Origin of the sequence: Planotetraspora kaengkrachanensis (assembly GCF_016862895.1) — a bacterium.
Lineage (GTDB): Bacteria > Actinomycetota > Actinomycetes > Streptosporangiales > Streptosporangiaceae > Planotetraspora > Planotetraspora kaengkrachanensis.
The window spans coordinates 1-12,977 of sequence record NZ_BONV01000020.1 but is presented as its reverse complement, the minus strand read 5'-3'; the positions used below and the strand labels follow the sequence as shown (position 1 = coordinate 12,977).

Annotated in this window: 21 protein-coding genes and 1 pseudogene; 15 read left to right on the top strand and 7 right to left on the bottom strand. The window is 66.1% G+C overall.

The genetic code is table 11. From position 1 onward, the window contains the following. Together Pka01_RS22450 and Pka01_RS22445 are read left to right on the top strand one after the other, a co-directional pair. On the top strand, positions 1 to 711 hold a 711-nt coding region (locus tag Pka01_RS22450; RefSeq protein ID WP_203884820.1), incomplete at its 5' end, for a beta-propeller domain-containing protein. 201 nt (positions 712 to 912) lie between these two features. Beyond that, positions 913 to 1,071, top strand: a complete 159-nt coding sequence (locus tag Pka01_RS22445) for a hypothetical protein (protein WP_203884819.1) — start codon at positions 913 to 915, stop codon at positions 1,069 to 1,071. A 41-nt stretch (positions 1,072 to 1,112) separates the two neighbouring features. Here Pka01_RS22445 and Pka01_RS22440 read toward each other — a convergent pair whose 3' ends face one another. Together Pka01_RS22440 and Pka01_RS22435 are read right to left on the bottom strand one after the other, a co-directional pair. Further along, positions 1,113 to 2,042 (bottom strand): DUF4331 family protein, encoded by a 930-nt coding sequence (locus tag Pka01_RS22440; RefSeq protein WP_203884818.1) that lies wholly within the window; start codon positions 2,040 to 2,042, stop codon positions 1,113 to 1,115. Between the two features lie 658 nt (positions 2,043 to 2,700). Then, the gene (locus Pka01_RS22435) at positions 2,701 to 3,165 is read right to left on the bottom strand and encodes a hypothetical protein (protein ID WP_203884817.1); all 465 of its coding nucleotides are present in this window, start codon (positions 3,163 to 3,165) and stop codon (positions 2,701 to 2,703) included. Between the two features lie 101 nt (positions 3,166 to 3,266). On the opposite strand from Pka01_RS22435, the gene Pka01_RS22430 reads away from it, so the two are divergent. After that, positions 3,267 to 3,467 (top strand): hypothetical protein, encoded by a 201-nt coding sequence (locus Pka01_RS22430; RefSeq protein ID WP_203884816.1) that lies wholly within the window; start codon positions 3,267 to 3,269, stop codon positions 3,465 to 3,467. A 384-nt stretch (positions 3,468 to 3,851) separates the two neighbouring features. Next, positions 3,852 to 4,037: pseudogene (locus tag Pka01_RS41750) on the top strand (hypothetical protein); the annotation flags it as partial. On the opposite strand, the gene Pka01_RS41310 reads toward Pka01_RS41750, so the two are convergent. Further along, complete coding sequence (locus tag Pka01_RS41310; protein WP_275414494.1) at positions 4,016 to 4,144, bottom strand: hypothetical protein; 129 nt, start codon at positions 4,142 to 4,144, stop codon at positions 4,016 to 4,018. The pseudogene Pka01_RS41750 and the gene Pka01_RS41310 sit on opposite strands and share 22 nt — an antisense overlap. 11 nt (positions 4,145 to 4,155) lie before the next feature. Here Pka01_RS41310 and Pka01_RS22425 point away from each other — a divergent pair, with 11 nt between their 5' ends. The 8 genes from Pka01_RS22425 (at position 4,156) to Pka01_RS22390 (ending at position 9,397) form a co-directional block, all read left to right on the top strand. Further along, positions 4,156 to 5,169: a phage tail protein gene (locus Pka01_RS22425; RefSeq protein ID WP_203884815.1), complete on the top strand. Its 1,014-nt coding sequence runs from the start codon at positions 4,156 to 4,158 to the stop codon at positions 5,167 to 5,169. A 164-nt stretch (positions 5,170 to 5,333) separates the two neighbouring features. After that, the gene (locus Pka01_RS22420; protein ID WP_203884814.1) at positions 5,334 to 6,077 is read left to right on the top strand and encodes a hypothetical protein; all 744 of its coding nucleotides are present in this window, start codon (positions 5,334 to 5,336) and stop codon (positions 6,075 to 6,077) included. Then, positions 6,070 to 6,249 (top strand): hypothetical protein, encoded by a 180-nt coding sequence (locus Pka01_RS22415; RefSeq protein ID WP_203884813.1) that lies wholly within the window; start codon positions 6,070 to 6,072, stop codon positions 6,247 to 6,249. The genes Pka01_RS22420 and Pka01_RS22415 overlap by 8 nt, the downstream gene beginning before the upstream one ends. A gap of 137 nt (positions 6,250 to 6,386) precedes the next feature. Then, on the top strand, positions 6,387 to 6,770 hold the full coding sequence (locus Pka01_RS22410; RefSeq protein ID WP_203884812.1) for a hypothetical protein: 384 nt from the start codon (positions 6,387 to 6,389) through the stop codon (positions 6,768 to 6,770). A 587-nt stretch (positions 6,771 to 7,357) separates the two neighbouring features. Beyond that, positions 7,358 to 7,768 (top strand): hypothetical protein, encoded by a 411-nt coding sequence (locus Pka01_RS22405; RefSeq protein ID WP_203884811.1) that lies wholly within the window; start codon positions 7,358 to 7,360, stop codon positions 7,766 to 7,768. Further along, complete coding sequence (locus Pka01_RS22400) at positions 7,768 to 8,085, top strand: hypothetical protein (protein ID WP_203884810.1); 318 nt, start codon at positions 7,768 to 7,770, stop codon at positions 8,083 to 8,085. The genes Pka01_RS22405 and Pka01_RS22400 overlap by 1 nt, the downstream gene beginning before the upstream one ends. A gap of 2 nt (positions 8,086 to 8,087) precedes the next feature. Continuing rightward, entirely contained in the window at positions 8,088 to 8,870 is a 783-nt protein-coding gene (locus tag Pka01_RS22395) for a peptidoglycan-binding domain-containing protein (protein ID WP_203884809.1), read from the top strand. 59 nt (positions 8,871 to 8,929) lie between these two features. Next, the gene (locus tag Pka01_RS22390) at positions 8,930 to 9,397 is read left to right on the top strand and encodes a DUF4190 domain-containing protein (RefSeq protein ID WP_203884808.1); all 468 of its coding nucleotides are present in this window, start codon (positions 8,930 to 8,932) and stop codon (positions 9,395 to 9,397) included. A 5-nt stretch (positions 9,398 to 9,402) separates the two neighbouring features. On the opposite strand, the gene Pka01_RS22385 is transcribed toward Pka01_RS22390, so the two are convergent. Beyond that, on the bottom strand, positions 9,403 to 9,654 hold the full coding sequence (locus Pka01_RS22385) for a hypothetical protein (RefSeq protein ID WP_203884807.1): 252 nt from the start codon (positions 9,652 to 9,654) through the stop codon (positions 9,403 to 9,405). A gap of 102 nt (positions 9,655 to 9,756) precedes the next feature. Between Pka01_RS22385 and Pka01_RS41305 the strand changes: the two genes are divergently transcribed. Both Pka01_RS41305 and Pka01_RS22380 read left to right on the top strand, forming a co-directional pair. Continuing rightward, positions 9,757 to 9,882 (top strand): hypothetical protein, encoded by a 126-nt coding sequence (locus Pka01_RS41305; RefSeq protein ID WP_275414493.1) that lies wholly within the window; start codon positions 9,757 to 9,759, stop codon positions 9,880 to 9,882. 54 nt (positions 9,883 to 9,936) lie between these two features. Further along, a complete protein-coding gene (locus Pka01_RS22380) occupies positions 9,937 to 10,323 on the top strand; it encodes a hypothetical protein (protein ID WP_203884806.1) in 387 nt (128 codons plus the stop codon). Between the two features lie 492 nt (positions 10,324 to 10,815). On the opposite strand, the gene Pka01_RS22375 is transcribed toward Pka01_RS22380, so the two are convergent. Then, a complete protein-coding gene (locus Pka01_RS22375; RefSeq protein WP_203884805.1) occupies positions 10,816 to 11,253 on the bottom strand; it encodes an ester cyclase in 438 nt (145 codons plus the stop codon). Positions 11,254 to 11,449: 196 nt separating this feature from the next. Between Pka01_RS22375 and Pka01_RS22370 the strand changes: the two genes are divergently transcribed. Then, positions 11,450 to 11,641, top strand: coding sequence for a transposase (locus tag Pka01_RS22370; RefSeq protein WP_203884804.1), 192 nt, complete (start codon positions 11,450 to 11,452; stop codon positions 11,639 to 11,641). On the opposite strand, the gene Pka01_RS22365 is transcribed toward Pka01_RS22370, so the two are convergent. Both Pka01_RS22365 and Pka01_RS22360 read right to left on the bottom strand, forming a co-directional pair. Next, the gene (locus Pka01_RS22365) at positions 11,642 to 12,469 is read right to left on the bottom strand and encodes a helix-turn-helix domain-containing protein (RefSeq protein WP_203884803.1); all 828 of its coding nucleotides are present in this window, start codon (positions 12,467 to 12,469) and stop codon (positions 11,642 to 11,644) included. Between the two features lie 228 nt (positions 12,470 to 12,697). Then, positions 12,698 to 12,977: hypothetical protein (locus Pka01_RS22360; protein WP_203884802.1), on the bottom strand; the 280-nt coding region annotated here is incomplete at its 5' end.

The following is a 12,977-nucleotide window of genomic DNA, read 5'->3' as shown; positions in this document are numbered from 1 at the left end:
TTCGACCTTGACCCGGCGTGGTCACCGGATGGCACCAAGATCGCCTTCAACAGCGTGCGGGGCGGCAACGATGAGATCTATGTGATGAACGCCGACGGCGGCGGGCAGACCAACGTCACTAACAACCGCGCGGTTGACTTCGACCCGGTGTGGTCGCCGGATGGCACCAAGATCGCCTTCGCTAGCAACCGGGACCTCAACTTCGAGATCTACGTGATGAACGCCGACGGCGGCGGGCAGACCCGTATTACCAACAACCCCGCGGTTGACTTTGACCCGGTGTGGTCGCCGGATGGCACCAAGATCGCCTTCGACAGCACCCGGGACCTCAACTTCGAGATCTATGTGATGAACGCCGACGGCGGCGGGCAGACCAACCTCACCAACAACGTCGCGTTCGACCTTGGCCCGGCGTGGTCGCCGGATGGCACCAAGATCGCCTTCGACAGCACCCGGGACGGCAACGCCGAGATCTACGTGATGAACGCGGACGGCAGCGGGCAGACCAACCTCACCAACAACTCCGCGCATGACTTCCAGCCCGCCTGGGCCATCGCCGCTATGCCTCCGACCGTTCCGATTCTCAAGGAGAAGCGACACGTGGAGGAGAGCTCGACCTCCAGCACGCAAGAGTCCGGCGGCACCGTCAAGAGCGCCCTCAATGACCCTGCGCTCACCAACCCCCTGAAGGCCACCGGCCCACACGACTGACGGCGCGGACTATGCACGAACGGATCGGGAACGGATGAGCCAATAAGACCGGATCAAAACTCCCCAGGTCAGGGAAAGAACCCTGACCTGGGTTTTCAGGTTAAGTGGGTAGCCTTTCGCGTGTTCTCACGTAACTCGGCCTCGAGGAACTCCGAGTCTCGCGATTCGCGAATCACGACCCCCGGCAGGATGGGGGGCATCGTGATCGCGTCGCCTCCCTGCCTCACCGACGTCGCCATCGTGTTCCCCCGCCCGGACGGCGACGTCCTCGTTGTCCCTCACGTGCTGCCGTTCCGCGTTCCCGGCGAGGCGCTCATGCTGACCGCCGCCGAATGGCTCGGCATCCCGGGCGGGCCGTAACCTCCCAATTGCGCTGACCTGGACTGCTGGGACCGGCGGAATCACGCTGGCTTGACGTAAGGAAAGCTGCTATCCCGAAAGTCGCTGGCGACGGCTGGCTTCAGTCCCGAGGGCACCGCGGTACCGGCGACGAGCGACAGCATCGCCTCGGGTGCATTGTCGGCCAGCGTCCGGCCGTTACGGGCCGCGAGGCCGAACGTCGCGGGGGTGCCTACCACGTAGCGCAGCACATCGGGGAACAGTTCGCGGGCAACGGTCTGGCCATAGCCCTGAGGGTCGCCGGAGGTCCCGCTGGCGGCCACGACGGCGGCGACGAGGTCAGCGATGTACCCGGCGTCGGCAGCGACGTCCTCAGACGGGTGCCGCGAGTTGGCAGGGTTGGAGAAGTCGGTGTCACCGGGCCAGAAGATCGGCCACATCATGGGATACCCGGCGCGGTTGACCTGCCGCCAGCCACCGGAGTCCGTGGCGAGTTTGGTGGCGCACCACACCCCGATGTGGGCGCCGGGCCCCAGCAGCAGATGCTGATGCTGGTGGGGGACCTCCAGCACGATCGACTCGACAGTCTTGCCAGCGAAGCTGTTCTGCGCGTTTTCCGGGCGCCAGTCCGACAGGTCGACCGCAATCCGCTTTGCCACCGCGGAGTTGACGATGGCGAGCAGCGACAAGTCGATGTAGAACGAGTCCGTGATGCGTCCGGCCCAGATCCGGGCGCCTTCCCCGCTGGCCGGCTCACCCGTCCGCCCTTCCAGCAAGAGTGCGCCGTCCTCGGAGTCCTCTCGCGCTTCTGCGCCGCCGAGGGCGTAAAGCCTCAGGGCCTGCCGTCCGCTGGAGTCTGACTCGCCGAAGGACACCCGGTACGTCAGGTCCTCCTGGTCGGCTCCGTCGAAGTGCACCTTGAACTCGTAGCGTGCATCGGGGTGGAAGCCCGGCTCAGCATGGGCGCCGGTGATGTCGGAGTTGACATCCATGATGAACACCCGTGCTGCCCTCGCCCGGGAACACGTACAGGTCATCGATGAAAAGGTTCCCGCTCTGGCTTGCCAGCGGAGTATCAAGATGATGGGACATGAGACAGTCCCTTCTTCCCTGTTACGCGGATTAAGTCGAACACGTGGTCGAACCGGAAGCGTGATCGGCTGCCACGCAACGTCCGTTTGGGTCTGGCCCCCCATACCCCGTTCCCGACGGTCCGCTCCATGATCTATTGGGCCATGACTACATGATGGGCCCGGCATGGGTGCCGATGCCTGAAAGACGGACCGTGGCAAATGGCTGCAAGTTTCCGACGTGCCCTAAGTTGCGCATCGGGCCGACCTGGACGAACTATGCATCGTAACGTCACATGATCCTTCGCCCCGACCGCCCGTAGCGTCGGGGGTTTCGCGTTCCCGGGGGTGATCATGTGCCCGAGCCGGTCAACGTCGACGTGGCCGCGGCCCGCCTCCACAGGTCCAAGGGGACCATCTACTCGTGGGCTTCCCGCTACCGGCTCCGCAAGTAGGGCGACCGGGACGCCACCCTGTACGACTACCGCGACCTGGCCACGATCGAGGCCTGCATCCACCGCGGCGACCCGGTGCCGGCCACCCCGGAGGAGCGTGACGCGTTGCGCGCCTCCTACTCGGCTTAGGCCTGAACCTCGCACGCGTCCCGCTTTGCGGTATCCGTGGCCGGATCTCGCCGGTAGCGGCAGCACTTCTCCGCCACCGGCAGCTGCGGCTCGAGCGGCAGCTGGTTGACCGCGATCCGCTCCAGATACTCGTCGTCGACCTCGCGCAGCCACCAGACCTGGTGCAGGTCCTGGTGCACGAGCACCCGCTGCAGGGTGGGAAGCATCGTCCCGCCGTCCAGGTCGACCAGGTAGGCGTGCAGGTCCCAGTGGAGCCGGTGACGGTACGTCTGCTCGTGGGCCTCGACGTCGGTGAACGCCTCCGGCGCCAGGTACCGCGCGTGTAACGCCGTGACTTCCCAGCAGGCGAGCGGGTTGTCCGCGAGCTCGACCGTGCCGCCGGGGTTCTGCCGGCAGTACCAGCTGGCCAGGCGGATGCGGACCGGCAGCTTCGCCTCGTGCCTGCCCCCAGTATCGAACACCGATTCGATCATGATCAGGAAAGGGGCTCTCGGGTAAGCCCTCGCTATCGCGAGGGCCGACCTCGCGTGCCTTTAGAAAGGAGGCAATCCAGCTGCCGCTCTTGCTGCAGCGGATCCGCCCGTTAGCCCTACCCCTGCTGCTGCTGCTGCTGCAGCAGATCCGCCCGCTGCTGCCGCTGCTGCTGCAGCAGATCCGCCCGCTGCCGCTGCCGCTGCCGCTGCTGCTGCTGATGCGCGCCTTGCCGCTGCCAGCGCCGCTGCCGTTTGGGCACTCGGTCGGGGGAGGAACGGGACCCCTCTGAGGGTAGGCCCGGCGTGCACGGTGAGTTCAGTGGTCCTCCTGTGCGTTGTCTGCTGCTCGTCGTTGTTGGCTTGGGCAGCCCTGTTCAGCGCCTGCGCCGCGTGCGGGTTGCCCTCGGCAGATGCAGCGGACTGTGCTGCAACAGATAGGAATGCCGCTGCGATGGCGACAGAGCCCATGCGCGCGAAGTTTCGCATCGTTCGTCCTCTCTTGGTGTTGCTGGTTACCCCGCGAGCGATACCCGACGATTTGCGTCGAACGCTCAGACCCGCCCGCATGTAGGCGCTTTCCGGCCCCAAGATGACCATGAATTGAGAGTGTCCGATTTGTCGGGCGGTGAAGGTAAAAGACGCTGCGCCAGGACCACGCAGATAAGGGGGCTGGTATGGCCGACAACCTCACCGATGCGGCGGAGCTGCTGATCCTGGACTGGATCAACGGCGTGGGCTCGCCCGCCAGGCCCACGACGCCGCTCAAGGTCGCCTTGGTGACGGCCAACGGCAGCGACTCGGCCGCCGGTACCGAGATTGCCAACGCTGGAGGGTTCGCCTACGCCCGCAAGGACGTCACGTTCGCGGCCGCGTCCGCCGGAGCGACGTCGAACACCAACGCCCTGACGTTCCCGAACATGCCGTCGTGCTCGGTCGTCGGGCTGGAGGTCTGGAACAGCGTCGGCACACCTGTCCGCGATGATCAGCGGGCTCGGCCCTGGTATGACGTACGACTTCCAGGTCGGCGCCGTCGCCACCTCCGGCAACGCAGGCGCCTGGTCGGCCATCACCTCAGCGGTCGCGAACCCGGACACGATCGCCCCGTCGGCACCGGCGCCGCCCACTGTGGCGGCGAGCCGCATCGCCTTTCAGATCACTCACACGCTCGGCCAGGCCGCCGGCGGGACGTACAACCTGGAGAAAGACCTCGACCACCTGGAGGTCCACGTTGGCCCAGCCACCGGGTTCACCCCGGACGCGAGCACGTTACGCGGCACCGTCTCGGCCAACGCAGGCATGATGCAGGCAGCCATCCCCGCCATCGGCACAGTAACGGTCGACGAGACGACAGTGATCGCCGTCGACGCGGAGGGGAACAAGAGTTCGCCGTCGCCGGCAGCCTCCGCGACGGCTCTGTTGATCGACGACCTCCACATCAGCGACGTCACCGTGTCCAAGCTGACCGCCGGCACCCTCGCGGGGGACATCACGCTCAGCGCCCGCATCAAGACCGCGAACACCGGGGCCCGGGTCGAGCTAAACGCGGGCGGGCTGCAGGCGTACAACGCGGCCAACTCGCAGACGGTGAACATCTCAGCGGCGGACGGGTCGGTGTCGCTGACGGGCACGATCTCATCAGGCGTCACCGGGCGGCGCGTCATCCTGAACCCACCCGGGAGCGTGGACCCGGAGATCCGCTTCTACCCGGCGTCCGGGACGGCGTTCGCCCGCATCTACGGCGCGCCTTCCACCACGATCGAGCCGGAGATCCGCCTGCAGGGCACGGTCGGAGCGAACGGGTCGACGCCGAGCCTGTTCCTCGGGTCGGGGTTCTCCGACTGGCTGCTGGACAACGCCGGCGCCACCCCGGATTGCCGGATCCGGCTGCAGGCGAACGGCGACGTCGGCGTCACCGCTGGGGCGTTCCGCTCCATCACGTCCGGAGTCGGTCTGCTGCAGTCGACCGGTGGGGACGTCACCGTTCAGGCATGAGGGGATCTCGACCTCATTTCCGACTCAGGCAACGTGGCCGTTCGCGGCAACCTTTGGAAGTTCGACCCGGACGGGGCGTTCACCGGCGGGCGAGTGAGCATCGACGGGTTCAGCTCCCAGACCATCGGCTTCGGAGTCACCTACGAGACGCAGATGAACACCACGTGTTCGCTGAGACGCACGTCGATCGTCTCCTGGATCATGACCCTGGCGAACGCGTCGAGTTTCGCGTTCACGTCTTCCTCAGCTGGCGGCGCGACCGACTTCATCACCTACATCGGGACGAGGGGAACATGAGCGAGCCCGCACGTGAGCTGAGGATCGAAGATCAGGTCCCGTGGGTGCTGAGCCACCTCGTCGACGACGTCACGACGGCCGAGGAACGGTGGACACTCGCGTTCGAGGTCCCGCAAGGCGGCCCTCTCGGAGCTGGAGGTGGGCTGCATGGCGTATCGCTCCCGAAGGCGATCGTGAACGACTGGGCGGCCGTGTACGGATACGACCTGGACACCGATGAGGGCCTGGAGCAGGTCGTCGACCACATGCTGTATTTCGGCTATCTCGAAACGGTGCTACCGGAGATAGGAGAGCACCCGACCGACAACCTGAGCCCGATGGCGTTCTCACAAGAGGCGGCGAAGGGACGGGTCCAGGACAAGATCGCCGACTTCAAGAAGAAGTGGGAGATCAAACAGAAGCACCAGGACGTCGAGATACGTACGGCCGGAGGGCCAGCACGTTCTCCCGATCGGGTGATGAAGGGCGCATCCATCTGGGAGGTGCTGAAGCAAGAGACCAGGCAGAGGGTCGACAAGGAGAAGATCGCCGATCGTGGCCACGCGGTAGCCAGGTCGCGTCAGTCGCTCCAGCGTCGGGGCATGGCCATGAAGGACGCCAGGTATGACTGAGCGCGAGCCGGGGCCGATCAGCGTGGACATCGCCGCGGTTCTGGAGCAGACGACCCGGCAACGCAATGCCGCTCTCGACGAGGTGGCGCAGCTGCGCGCAGCCCTGAACGGCCTGGTGGCTGAACGCGACCAGCTCGAAGCCGAGCGCGTGAACCTGAAGGCGGAGAGCTGAGCTGAACCGCCGACGCGCAACAAGAGCACGACAGAGGGGCACCGGCGAAACGCTCGTGCCCCTCTGTTCTCTCTACTTCAGCGGCCGCCTGTCACCACCGGATACTGACCGATTCCGTCCGGGTCGCTGGACTCGTGATGGTCTCCGTCCGCGTGACCGGGCGGGTGGCGGTCTCCATCCGCGTGACCGGGGTGGTAGTCGTCTCCATCCGCGTGACCGGACGGGTGATGGTCTGCATCCGCGTGACCGGACGGGTGACGGTCTCCATCCGCGTCACCGGGCTGGTGACGGTCTCCATCCGGGTCACCGGACGGGTGACCGTCTCCATCCGCGTGACCGGATTGGTGACCGTCTCCATCCGCGTCACCGAACGGGTGAACGCCGTGGGGCGGGTGTACGAAGTCTCACTGCCGGCCGCCTCGGGGCATTCGCTCTCGCTCGTGCGGCTCCATGACACCGGGCGGCTGTACGCGGTCTGCTCGCCCCAGACGGTGGGGCTGGAGCTGGACTCCTCGCTGTAGAGGATGGGGCTGTAGCTGGACTCCTCGCCGATCGCGCTGCTGATGCTGCCCCGCGTGTATCCGCTCTCCTGAACGGACCCAGCGATCCCGCTCTCTTCCGATCCGTCGCCGTGGGCCGCAGGCAATGCCGCACGGTTCGCGCTGACTGCCGCCGCCATGGCAGACGGGTGGTGGACGGAGGCCTGGGCAGCCGCCGACGACCAGAGGCCGACGACGGTAAGGACTGCTGGGCCGAGTAACAACGAGAATCGTTTGCCCTGCATGAGATAGCCCCTCTCGATCATGCCGCATGCGGCGATCGGGATTGCCATTCCATCGTCCGCGTCGATTTCGGGGCTCGTCCAGTGAATCTGACTCGCCCTAGGGCGATCGAACGCCGAATGTGTGCCTACGCCCGGCTGTGAGCTGCCCAAAGGCCGCAGGTGGCGGGGCTTTGAATTCTCCAGCATTGCTGGGGCAATACGTGCATCAGCAGCGGATAGCCAAACTTGCCCGCCCCCATTTGTTTATTTGCTGAATTCGGGTTTTGGCAATTCATTTCTCGTCCCGCCTGTTCTCGTTGGACCGTACGGAGCACGGGAGGGTGAATGGCCGGCCGGGTGATGATGGGCGTGCTGCATAGAATCGGCCGCCGCGGCGCGAGCCTGCTGTTCGTGGCGCTCCTCAACTTCGTCTACGCCGTCAGCCTGCTGACCATCCCGCCGGAAAGTCGAGGAAGTCCCGGCATCGCGTTCCTGGAGTTACTGCTGCCGCTGCCGATGTGGGCGGCCATCTGGGGGACGGTCGGGCTGACCTGCATGGTGCAGGCGCTCATGCTCACCGACCGGCTCGCGTTCGCGGCCGCGAGCCTGCTGATGGTGGTGTGGGGGACGGTGTACCTGCTCGGGTGGGCGGTGGGGGAGATTCCCCGCGGTTTCGTGTCGGCTGTGATCTGGCTGGGATTCGCCGGCTGGCTGGCGATCATCTCAGGGTGGCGTGAAGCACGACGGGACCCCTGATGGACCCGGTCAGCATCATCGTCGCCACCATCGGCGGTGTCGCCGGCCTGGGGTCGGCCGTCTACACCGCCCGCGCCGCCAGCAGGGCGACTCAGAAGAAGACCGAGGCCGACGAGCGGGCTGCGATCCGCCAGATCGAGGCCAACGCCTACGAACGCGCCCGCGAGTCGTACGAGGGCATCCTGGCCCAACTCCGTACGGAGTTGGACCGCCAGGCCCTCCAGATCAACGGACTGACGCGGCAGGTATCCCGGCTCACCCGGCAGGTCAGAGACGCCGGCCTGGTGCCCGTCACCAGCTCTGAAGAGGAAGCGTGATCATGACCCTTGAATTGTGGTGCCCGTTCGCCGATCACAAGCCGCTGGGCAGCCAGACTCAACCGAAGATCGGCGTGCCGCGGATCTTCATCCTGCACACCATGTCGGGATTCTTACGCGGCACGGACAGCATGTTCCGCACGTCCGGCTACACGGGCACTGAGTCGACGTTCGGCATCGGCGGCTCCTACGACCCCGAACCGCTCGACGGCGCGATCTGGCAGTGGCAGGACTTGACCCATTCCGCGGACGCCCAGTTCGCCGGCAACCGCTACAGCACCAGCGTGGAGACCAGCGACGGCGCCAAGTCCGGGGTCCGCTGGTCCGACAAGCAAGCCGAGTCCCTGATCCGGCTCGGCGTCTGGTGGTGCAAGCAGACCGGCCACCCGGCCCGCCTGGTCACCTCGCCGTCCGGGACAGGCTTCGGCTACCACTCGCAGCTCCCCGTGTGGAATGAGAACTCGCACAACTGCCCCGGCCCGGTACGGCTCGGCCAGTACAAGGCGGAGATCATCCCCGAGATCGCCCGCCGACTCGGCGGCACCCACGCCACGTCCTCGACGGCGTACCCCGGCCGTCTGCTGCGGTATCCGCCGCTGCTGAAGGGCGACGACGTCCGCCGCTGGCAGGCCCAGATGAAGAAGATCGGCTACAGCATCGACGTCGACGGCTACTACGGGCCGAAGTCGAAGGCGGTGTGCGTCAAGTTCCAGAAGGCCGAGCACCTCGACGCCGACGGGATCGTCGGGCCGAAGACGTGGAAAGCCGCCTTCGCCCACCGGTAGCCATTTACCATTCCGGGGCGTCTTGATCTAGCTGGACTTCCCCGTGTCCGAGGTGACCCGTGAGCGATAACGATCCCTACGCGAACGATCCGAGCTACACGCAGCCCTCGGTATACCCGCCGCCCCCGCCGTCCGGATTCCCCGCCGGCCCGCACACCGGTCCGTACTCCAGCCCCCAGACGGGCCCGCATGGTCAGCCGCCCATGCCGTACGGCGAGGCGCCCTCGCCGTACGCGCCGCAGCAGGTGCACGTGCAAGCACTCTTGGCCTCCAAATACGCGACCGCGAGTCTCGTATTCGGGATCATCGGGCTCGTCGGAGGTTGCTGCCTGTACGCACTCCCGTGCATGGCCGCGGTCGTCCTCGGGCACGTCGGCATGGCTGAAACGAAGAACGGGCGCAAGAGCGGCCGAGGCTCTGCGATCGCCGGTCTGATCCTCGGCTACGTCGTGGTCATACCGGCAATCCTGATCTGCGTGTACTTCGTCCTCGGCGGCACCATCGGATCCGACCGCCGACTGCCGTAGCGCGTTCACGACTGGATCCCCTCGGCGAACGCCACTCCCATGCGGATGGCGGTCGTGCCCCACGCGGGCGCCATCCGGCGCACGTGGACGTCGTTTACCACGAGCGTCAGATAGTCGCCCAGGACGGACGCCTCCAGGGACTCGCAGTTGTCTGCGGCCGGCCCGGAAAGCGTGCTCCCGAGTTGCGCGCCGCTGATGGCTTCGACGAGGCGCACCTCGCCCGTTGTGCCGGCGTCGGTCTCGACGAACACCCGCACGCGATGCCCGGGTGTTGCTTGTCGCCGTGGATCCAAGCGGCCACCAGGCGCACGTCGCAACCAGGCATTCGCCGGCCAGGTCTATCTGGCGGTCTTGGTCAGGTGTTCCCCGACGCCAACGGCGTGTGCAACCTGCAGGTGCTGCTCGACGGCAACGACGCCTACTGGGCCACCTCTCGGACTGAGGGTGACGAGCCGGGCCGCTGGTCCTGGCCGCCCCGCGTCTGACCCGCCATACGTCCCGCCGCCCGGGCGGGCCTGTCCCCAAGGAGGGGCACTCACATGCGTATCTTCGGCCGAGAGCCCGCCGTGTGGCTGCACGCCATCCAGGCCGTGCTCGCCTTCTTCATCACGATCCCCGCCGTCCAGGCGTGGGGCCTCAACCAGGTCACCGCCGACGCGACCGTGACCGTGCTGGCCGGCATCGTCGCCGTGTGGGTCGCCGCCGCCACCCGCCCGCTCGTCGCGTCCGCCCTGATCGGCGCGGTGCAGACGATCCTGACTGGCATCGTCGCGTTCGGGTTCGACATCTCCAGCGTCACGCAGGGCGCTCTGCTGGTCGCGTTGAACGCCGCCCTCATGCTGCTGATGCCGCTCGGTCTGACCCCGACCATGGACCCAGCCCAAGGGTTCACGAGGACGAAGGTCATCCAAGGGCGCGTCCTGTAAGACGCCCCGCACAGCAACGCCGCCCCACCCCCGCGCGAGGGGGTGGGGCGGCGTTTTCGCGTTTGAGGGACCGCCCGTCATGGGCTCTTGAGCAGGCCTTGTCCGGGTCGTCGGTATCAGTTGGCGCCGAATGGGGGATCTCCGTGGCGAGCGCACGCCTTCGGGGGGAGGCGGACGCTTCAGAGGAACACTGCCAGAAGGGCCCCCGTCCCACCGAGAAGTCGGCCACAGGCATCGGCCTCACCACTCCGGGCACATCCACGGGGTGATGTACTAGATGCCCCCGCATGATGCTGATCAAGTAGGCGCCACAGCGGGAGTCACCCTCCAGCACCTGACCGCCTACGCCTGACCACCTCGACAGATCACAGCCCGTGGCCCCCGTCCTCCGCCGAGAGGACGGGGGTTACCGCACGTCCCCACGCCTTGACGTACCACGGGCCGGTGATGCTGGCGTGCGCAGAGAAGGCCATGCTCTGCTGATCGACTCACCTACGCAGAGGCGGGCCCCGTCAAGCTCAAGCCGAGTTGGCTGTACAGCTCCAACTGATCGAAGTATTCCCGGTGCGTTTCGATCTTGTCGTTCGCGACGAAAGCTGAGCAGGTAGAGCGAACAGTGATGCGACGGCCCGTTGCTTCTAGCTCGCGCCCATCCGGCAGTAGGAGGGGTCCGGTATGTGTGCCGGTTACCGTCCATTCTGTGACCACAGGGTTATCGCAGTCGCCGAGCTCGAACCACGGTGTCAGGTGAAGGTCCGAGAAGCCCTTGAAAAGCTGCTCGTAGTGCCAGGCGATCTGCTCGTGCCCTTCTAGTACGCCTGATGGCGTTACGTAGACAGCGTCTGGGCTGTAGCAGTCGAGCACTCTATGCAGGTCGTGGGCGTTGATCGCCTCACCTAGCTGGTGTTTGAGGTCCCAGAAGGTAGACATGAGATGCCCCCTAGCTGGTGTCGGGGGCCGCCCGGGCTTCGATGGACACTACCCCCAAGCGCCTATAACTCCACACTATCGAGTGAGGAGCAGCACGGACCTGAGCGCCAGAATGATGGCCCCCGCATTGCGCTGGGCATTCCGCTTTAACCGCCTTTGACCTGCCGTTTCCTAACCTCACCATGTGGTGTTACGCATGGTCGGCGTGGACGGGTATGAGGTCGAAGCGATCAACCTCGGCGGTCGGCAGCGGCTGCGGGTTTCCCGGCTGGTTGGTGGCCGCCGCTACTTCATCGCGTGCTGCCGCACGCCCGCGGAGGTGGCTGCTCACGTTGACCTGGCTGACCTGGTGGAAGTGACGGACTTCAGCGCCTATCGCCGCCTGTGACTAGTGCAGACAGAGCCTCTTCATGGCACGCAACTTGGCCAGAGCCTCTTCGGAGGGACTGCCAGGATCCGCTCGCGTGGTGAAAAGACGCTGGCCGGGGGCGCTGTCGACGGAGAACGACTCATGCCAGAGGATCAGGTCGCCGACAAGGGGGTGGCGATAGCGAACGGCGTCGCCGCGCCTGGAGCGTACGTCGTGGCGAGCCCACATCTGTCGAAAGGCTTCGCTTTCCTCCGAGAGCTCCTCGACCAGCTCGAGCAGGCACGGATCCTCGTGGTCTGCCCCCACGACGGCACGTAGGTGGGCCACCATGTGACGGGCCTCCTTTTCCCAGTCCGGGAAGAACCCCTTGGCCACCGGGTTGAGAAAAAGCATCCGCAGAATGTTGTCCGCGTGCTCGAACCCTTCGACGAAAGCGACAGCCAGCGCGTTTTTGGCCAGCACGTCCGTTCGACGGTTCAGCACGGCCGCCGGCCCGTGGTTCCAGCTGTCCAGGAGCAGCAGGACATGCGGCTTGACCTGTTCGTCCTCGCCATCGCCCCCACATCTACGCGACCGGGTGCGAGCGAGCTGGTGAAGATACTCGGCGGCTTCGGCGTCAAGGTGAAACACGCGTGCCAGGGCGTCGATCACCTGATCCGACGGACGGCGTTCTCTGCCCTGCTCCAATCTCATGTAGTAGTCGACACTGACCCCCGCCAGCAAAGCCACCTCATCGCGGCGCAAGCCCGGCGTGCGCCGGCGGTCGTGACCGCTTGGCAAACCGACCTCTTCGGGGGAGACGACCTGACGCCGAGCACGAAGGAACTCGGCAAGGGGGCTCCGCATACCGGACAGAGTACGAAGCACCAGGTCAAAGCCATGCAAAACGAGGGAAGCTCATGAGCGGGAGCGATCACTTACGTGCTTGACGGCGCGGCCGATGGGCGGCCCGCCGCTACTTCATCGCGTGCAGCCGCACACGCGCGGAAGTGTCGGCCCACGTCGACCTGGCGGACCTGGCGGACCTGGTCGAGGTGGTGGAACTCCAGCCGTGAACGGGCGCGCAGTGGAAATCTACGAAGGTTTCCCGGCCGGGGTCGCGTCGGGCGGCTCGTCGTCAAGTCGCAGCTGCGTTACCGGACTTACCCAAGTTCCTCGCCGCCGCATGTCCATTAACTCTGCTAGGAAGCTCTCACGCTGGGCCCGGACCCTCCCGAGTGCTTCGGCCGCTGCTGCCAACTGGCGCGCCGCCTCACGTCGCTCCTCGTCGTCGCCGTCCGGAGCCGATACCTGCTGCTCCAACTGTTCCACCTGCGACTCTTTGGCGGCGATGACTCCGGAGAGGTCGATCTGG

Excerpts from the sequence above, each read along its gene's own strand:
- Pka01_RS22380 (WP_203884806.1), top strand. The coding sequence starts at position 9,937 with ATGCGTATCTTCGGCCGAGAGCCCGCCGTGTGGCTGCACGCCATCCAG.
- Pka01_RS22400 (WP_203884810.1), top strand. The coding sequence starts at position 7,768 with ATGGACCCGGTCAGCATCATCGTCGCCACCATCGGCGGTGTCGCCGGC.
- Pka01_RS22410 (WP_203884812.1), top strand. The coding sequence starts at position 6,387 with ATGGTCTCCGTCCGCGTGACCGGGCGGGTGGCGGTCTCCATCCGCGTG.
- Pka01_RS22395 (WP_203884809.1), top strand. The coding sequence starts at position 8,088 with ATGACCCTTGAATTGTGGTGCCCGTTCGCCGATCACAAGCCGCTGGGC.
- Pka01_RS22365 (WP_203884803.1), bottom strand. The coding sequence starts at position 12,469 with ATGCGGAGCCCCCTTGCCGAGTTCCTTCGTGCTCGGCGTCAGGTCGTC.
- Pka01_RS22405 (WP_203884811.1), top strand. The coding sequence starts at position 7,358 with ATGGCCGGCCGGGTGATGATGGGCGTGCTGCATAGAATCGGCCGCCGC.
- Pka01_RS22425 (WP_203884815.1), top strand. The coding sequence starts at position 4,156 with ATGATCAGCGGGCTCGGCCCTGGTATGACGTACGACTTCCAGGTCGGC.
- Pka01_RS22370 (WP_203884804.1), top strand. The coding sequence starts at position 11,450 with ATGGTCGGCGTGGACGGGTATGAGGTCGAAGCGATCAACCTCGGCGGT.
- Pka01_RS22415 (WP_203884813.1), top strand. The coding sequence starts at position 6,070 with ATGACTGAGCGCGAGCCGGGGCCGATCAGCGTGGACATCGCCGCGGTT.
- Pka01_RS22440 (WP_203884818.1), bottom strand. The coding sequence starts at position 2,042 with ATGGATGTCAACTCCGACATCACCGGCGCCCATGCTGAGCCGGGCTTC.
- Pka01_RS22375 (WP_203884805.1), bottom strand. The coding sequence starts at position 11,253 with ATGTCTACCTTCTGGGACCTCAAACACCAGCTAGGTGAGGCGATCAAC.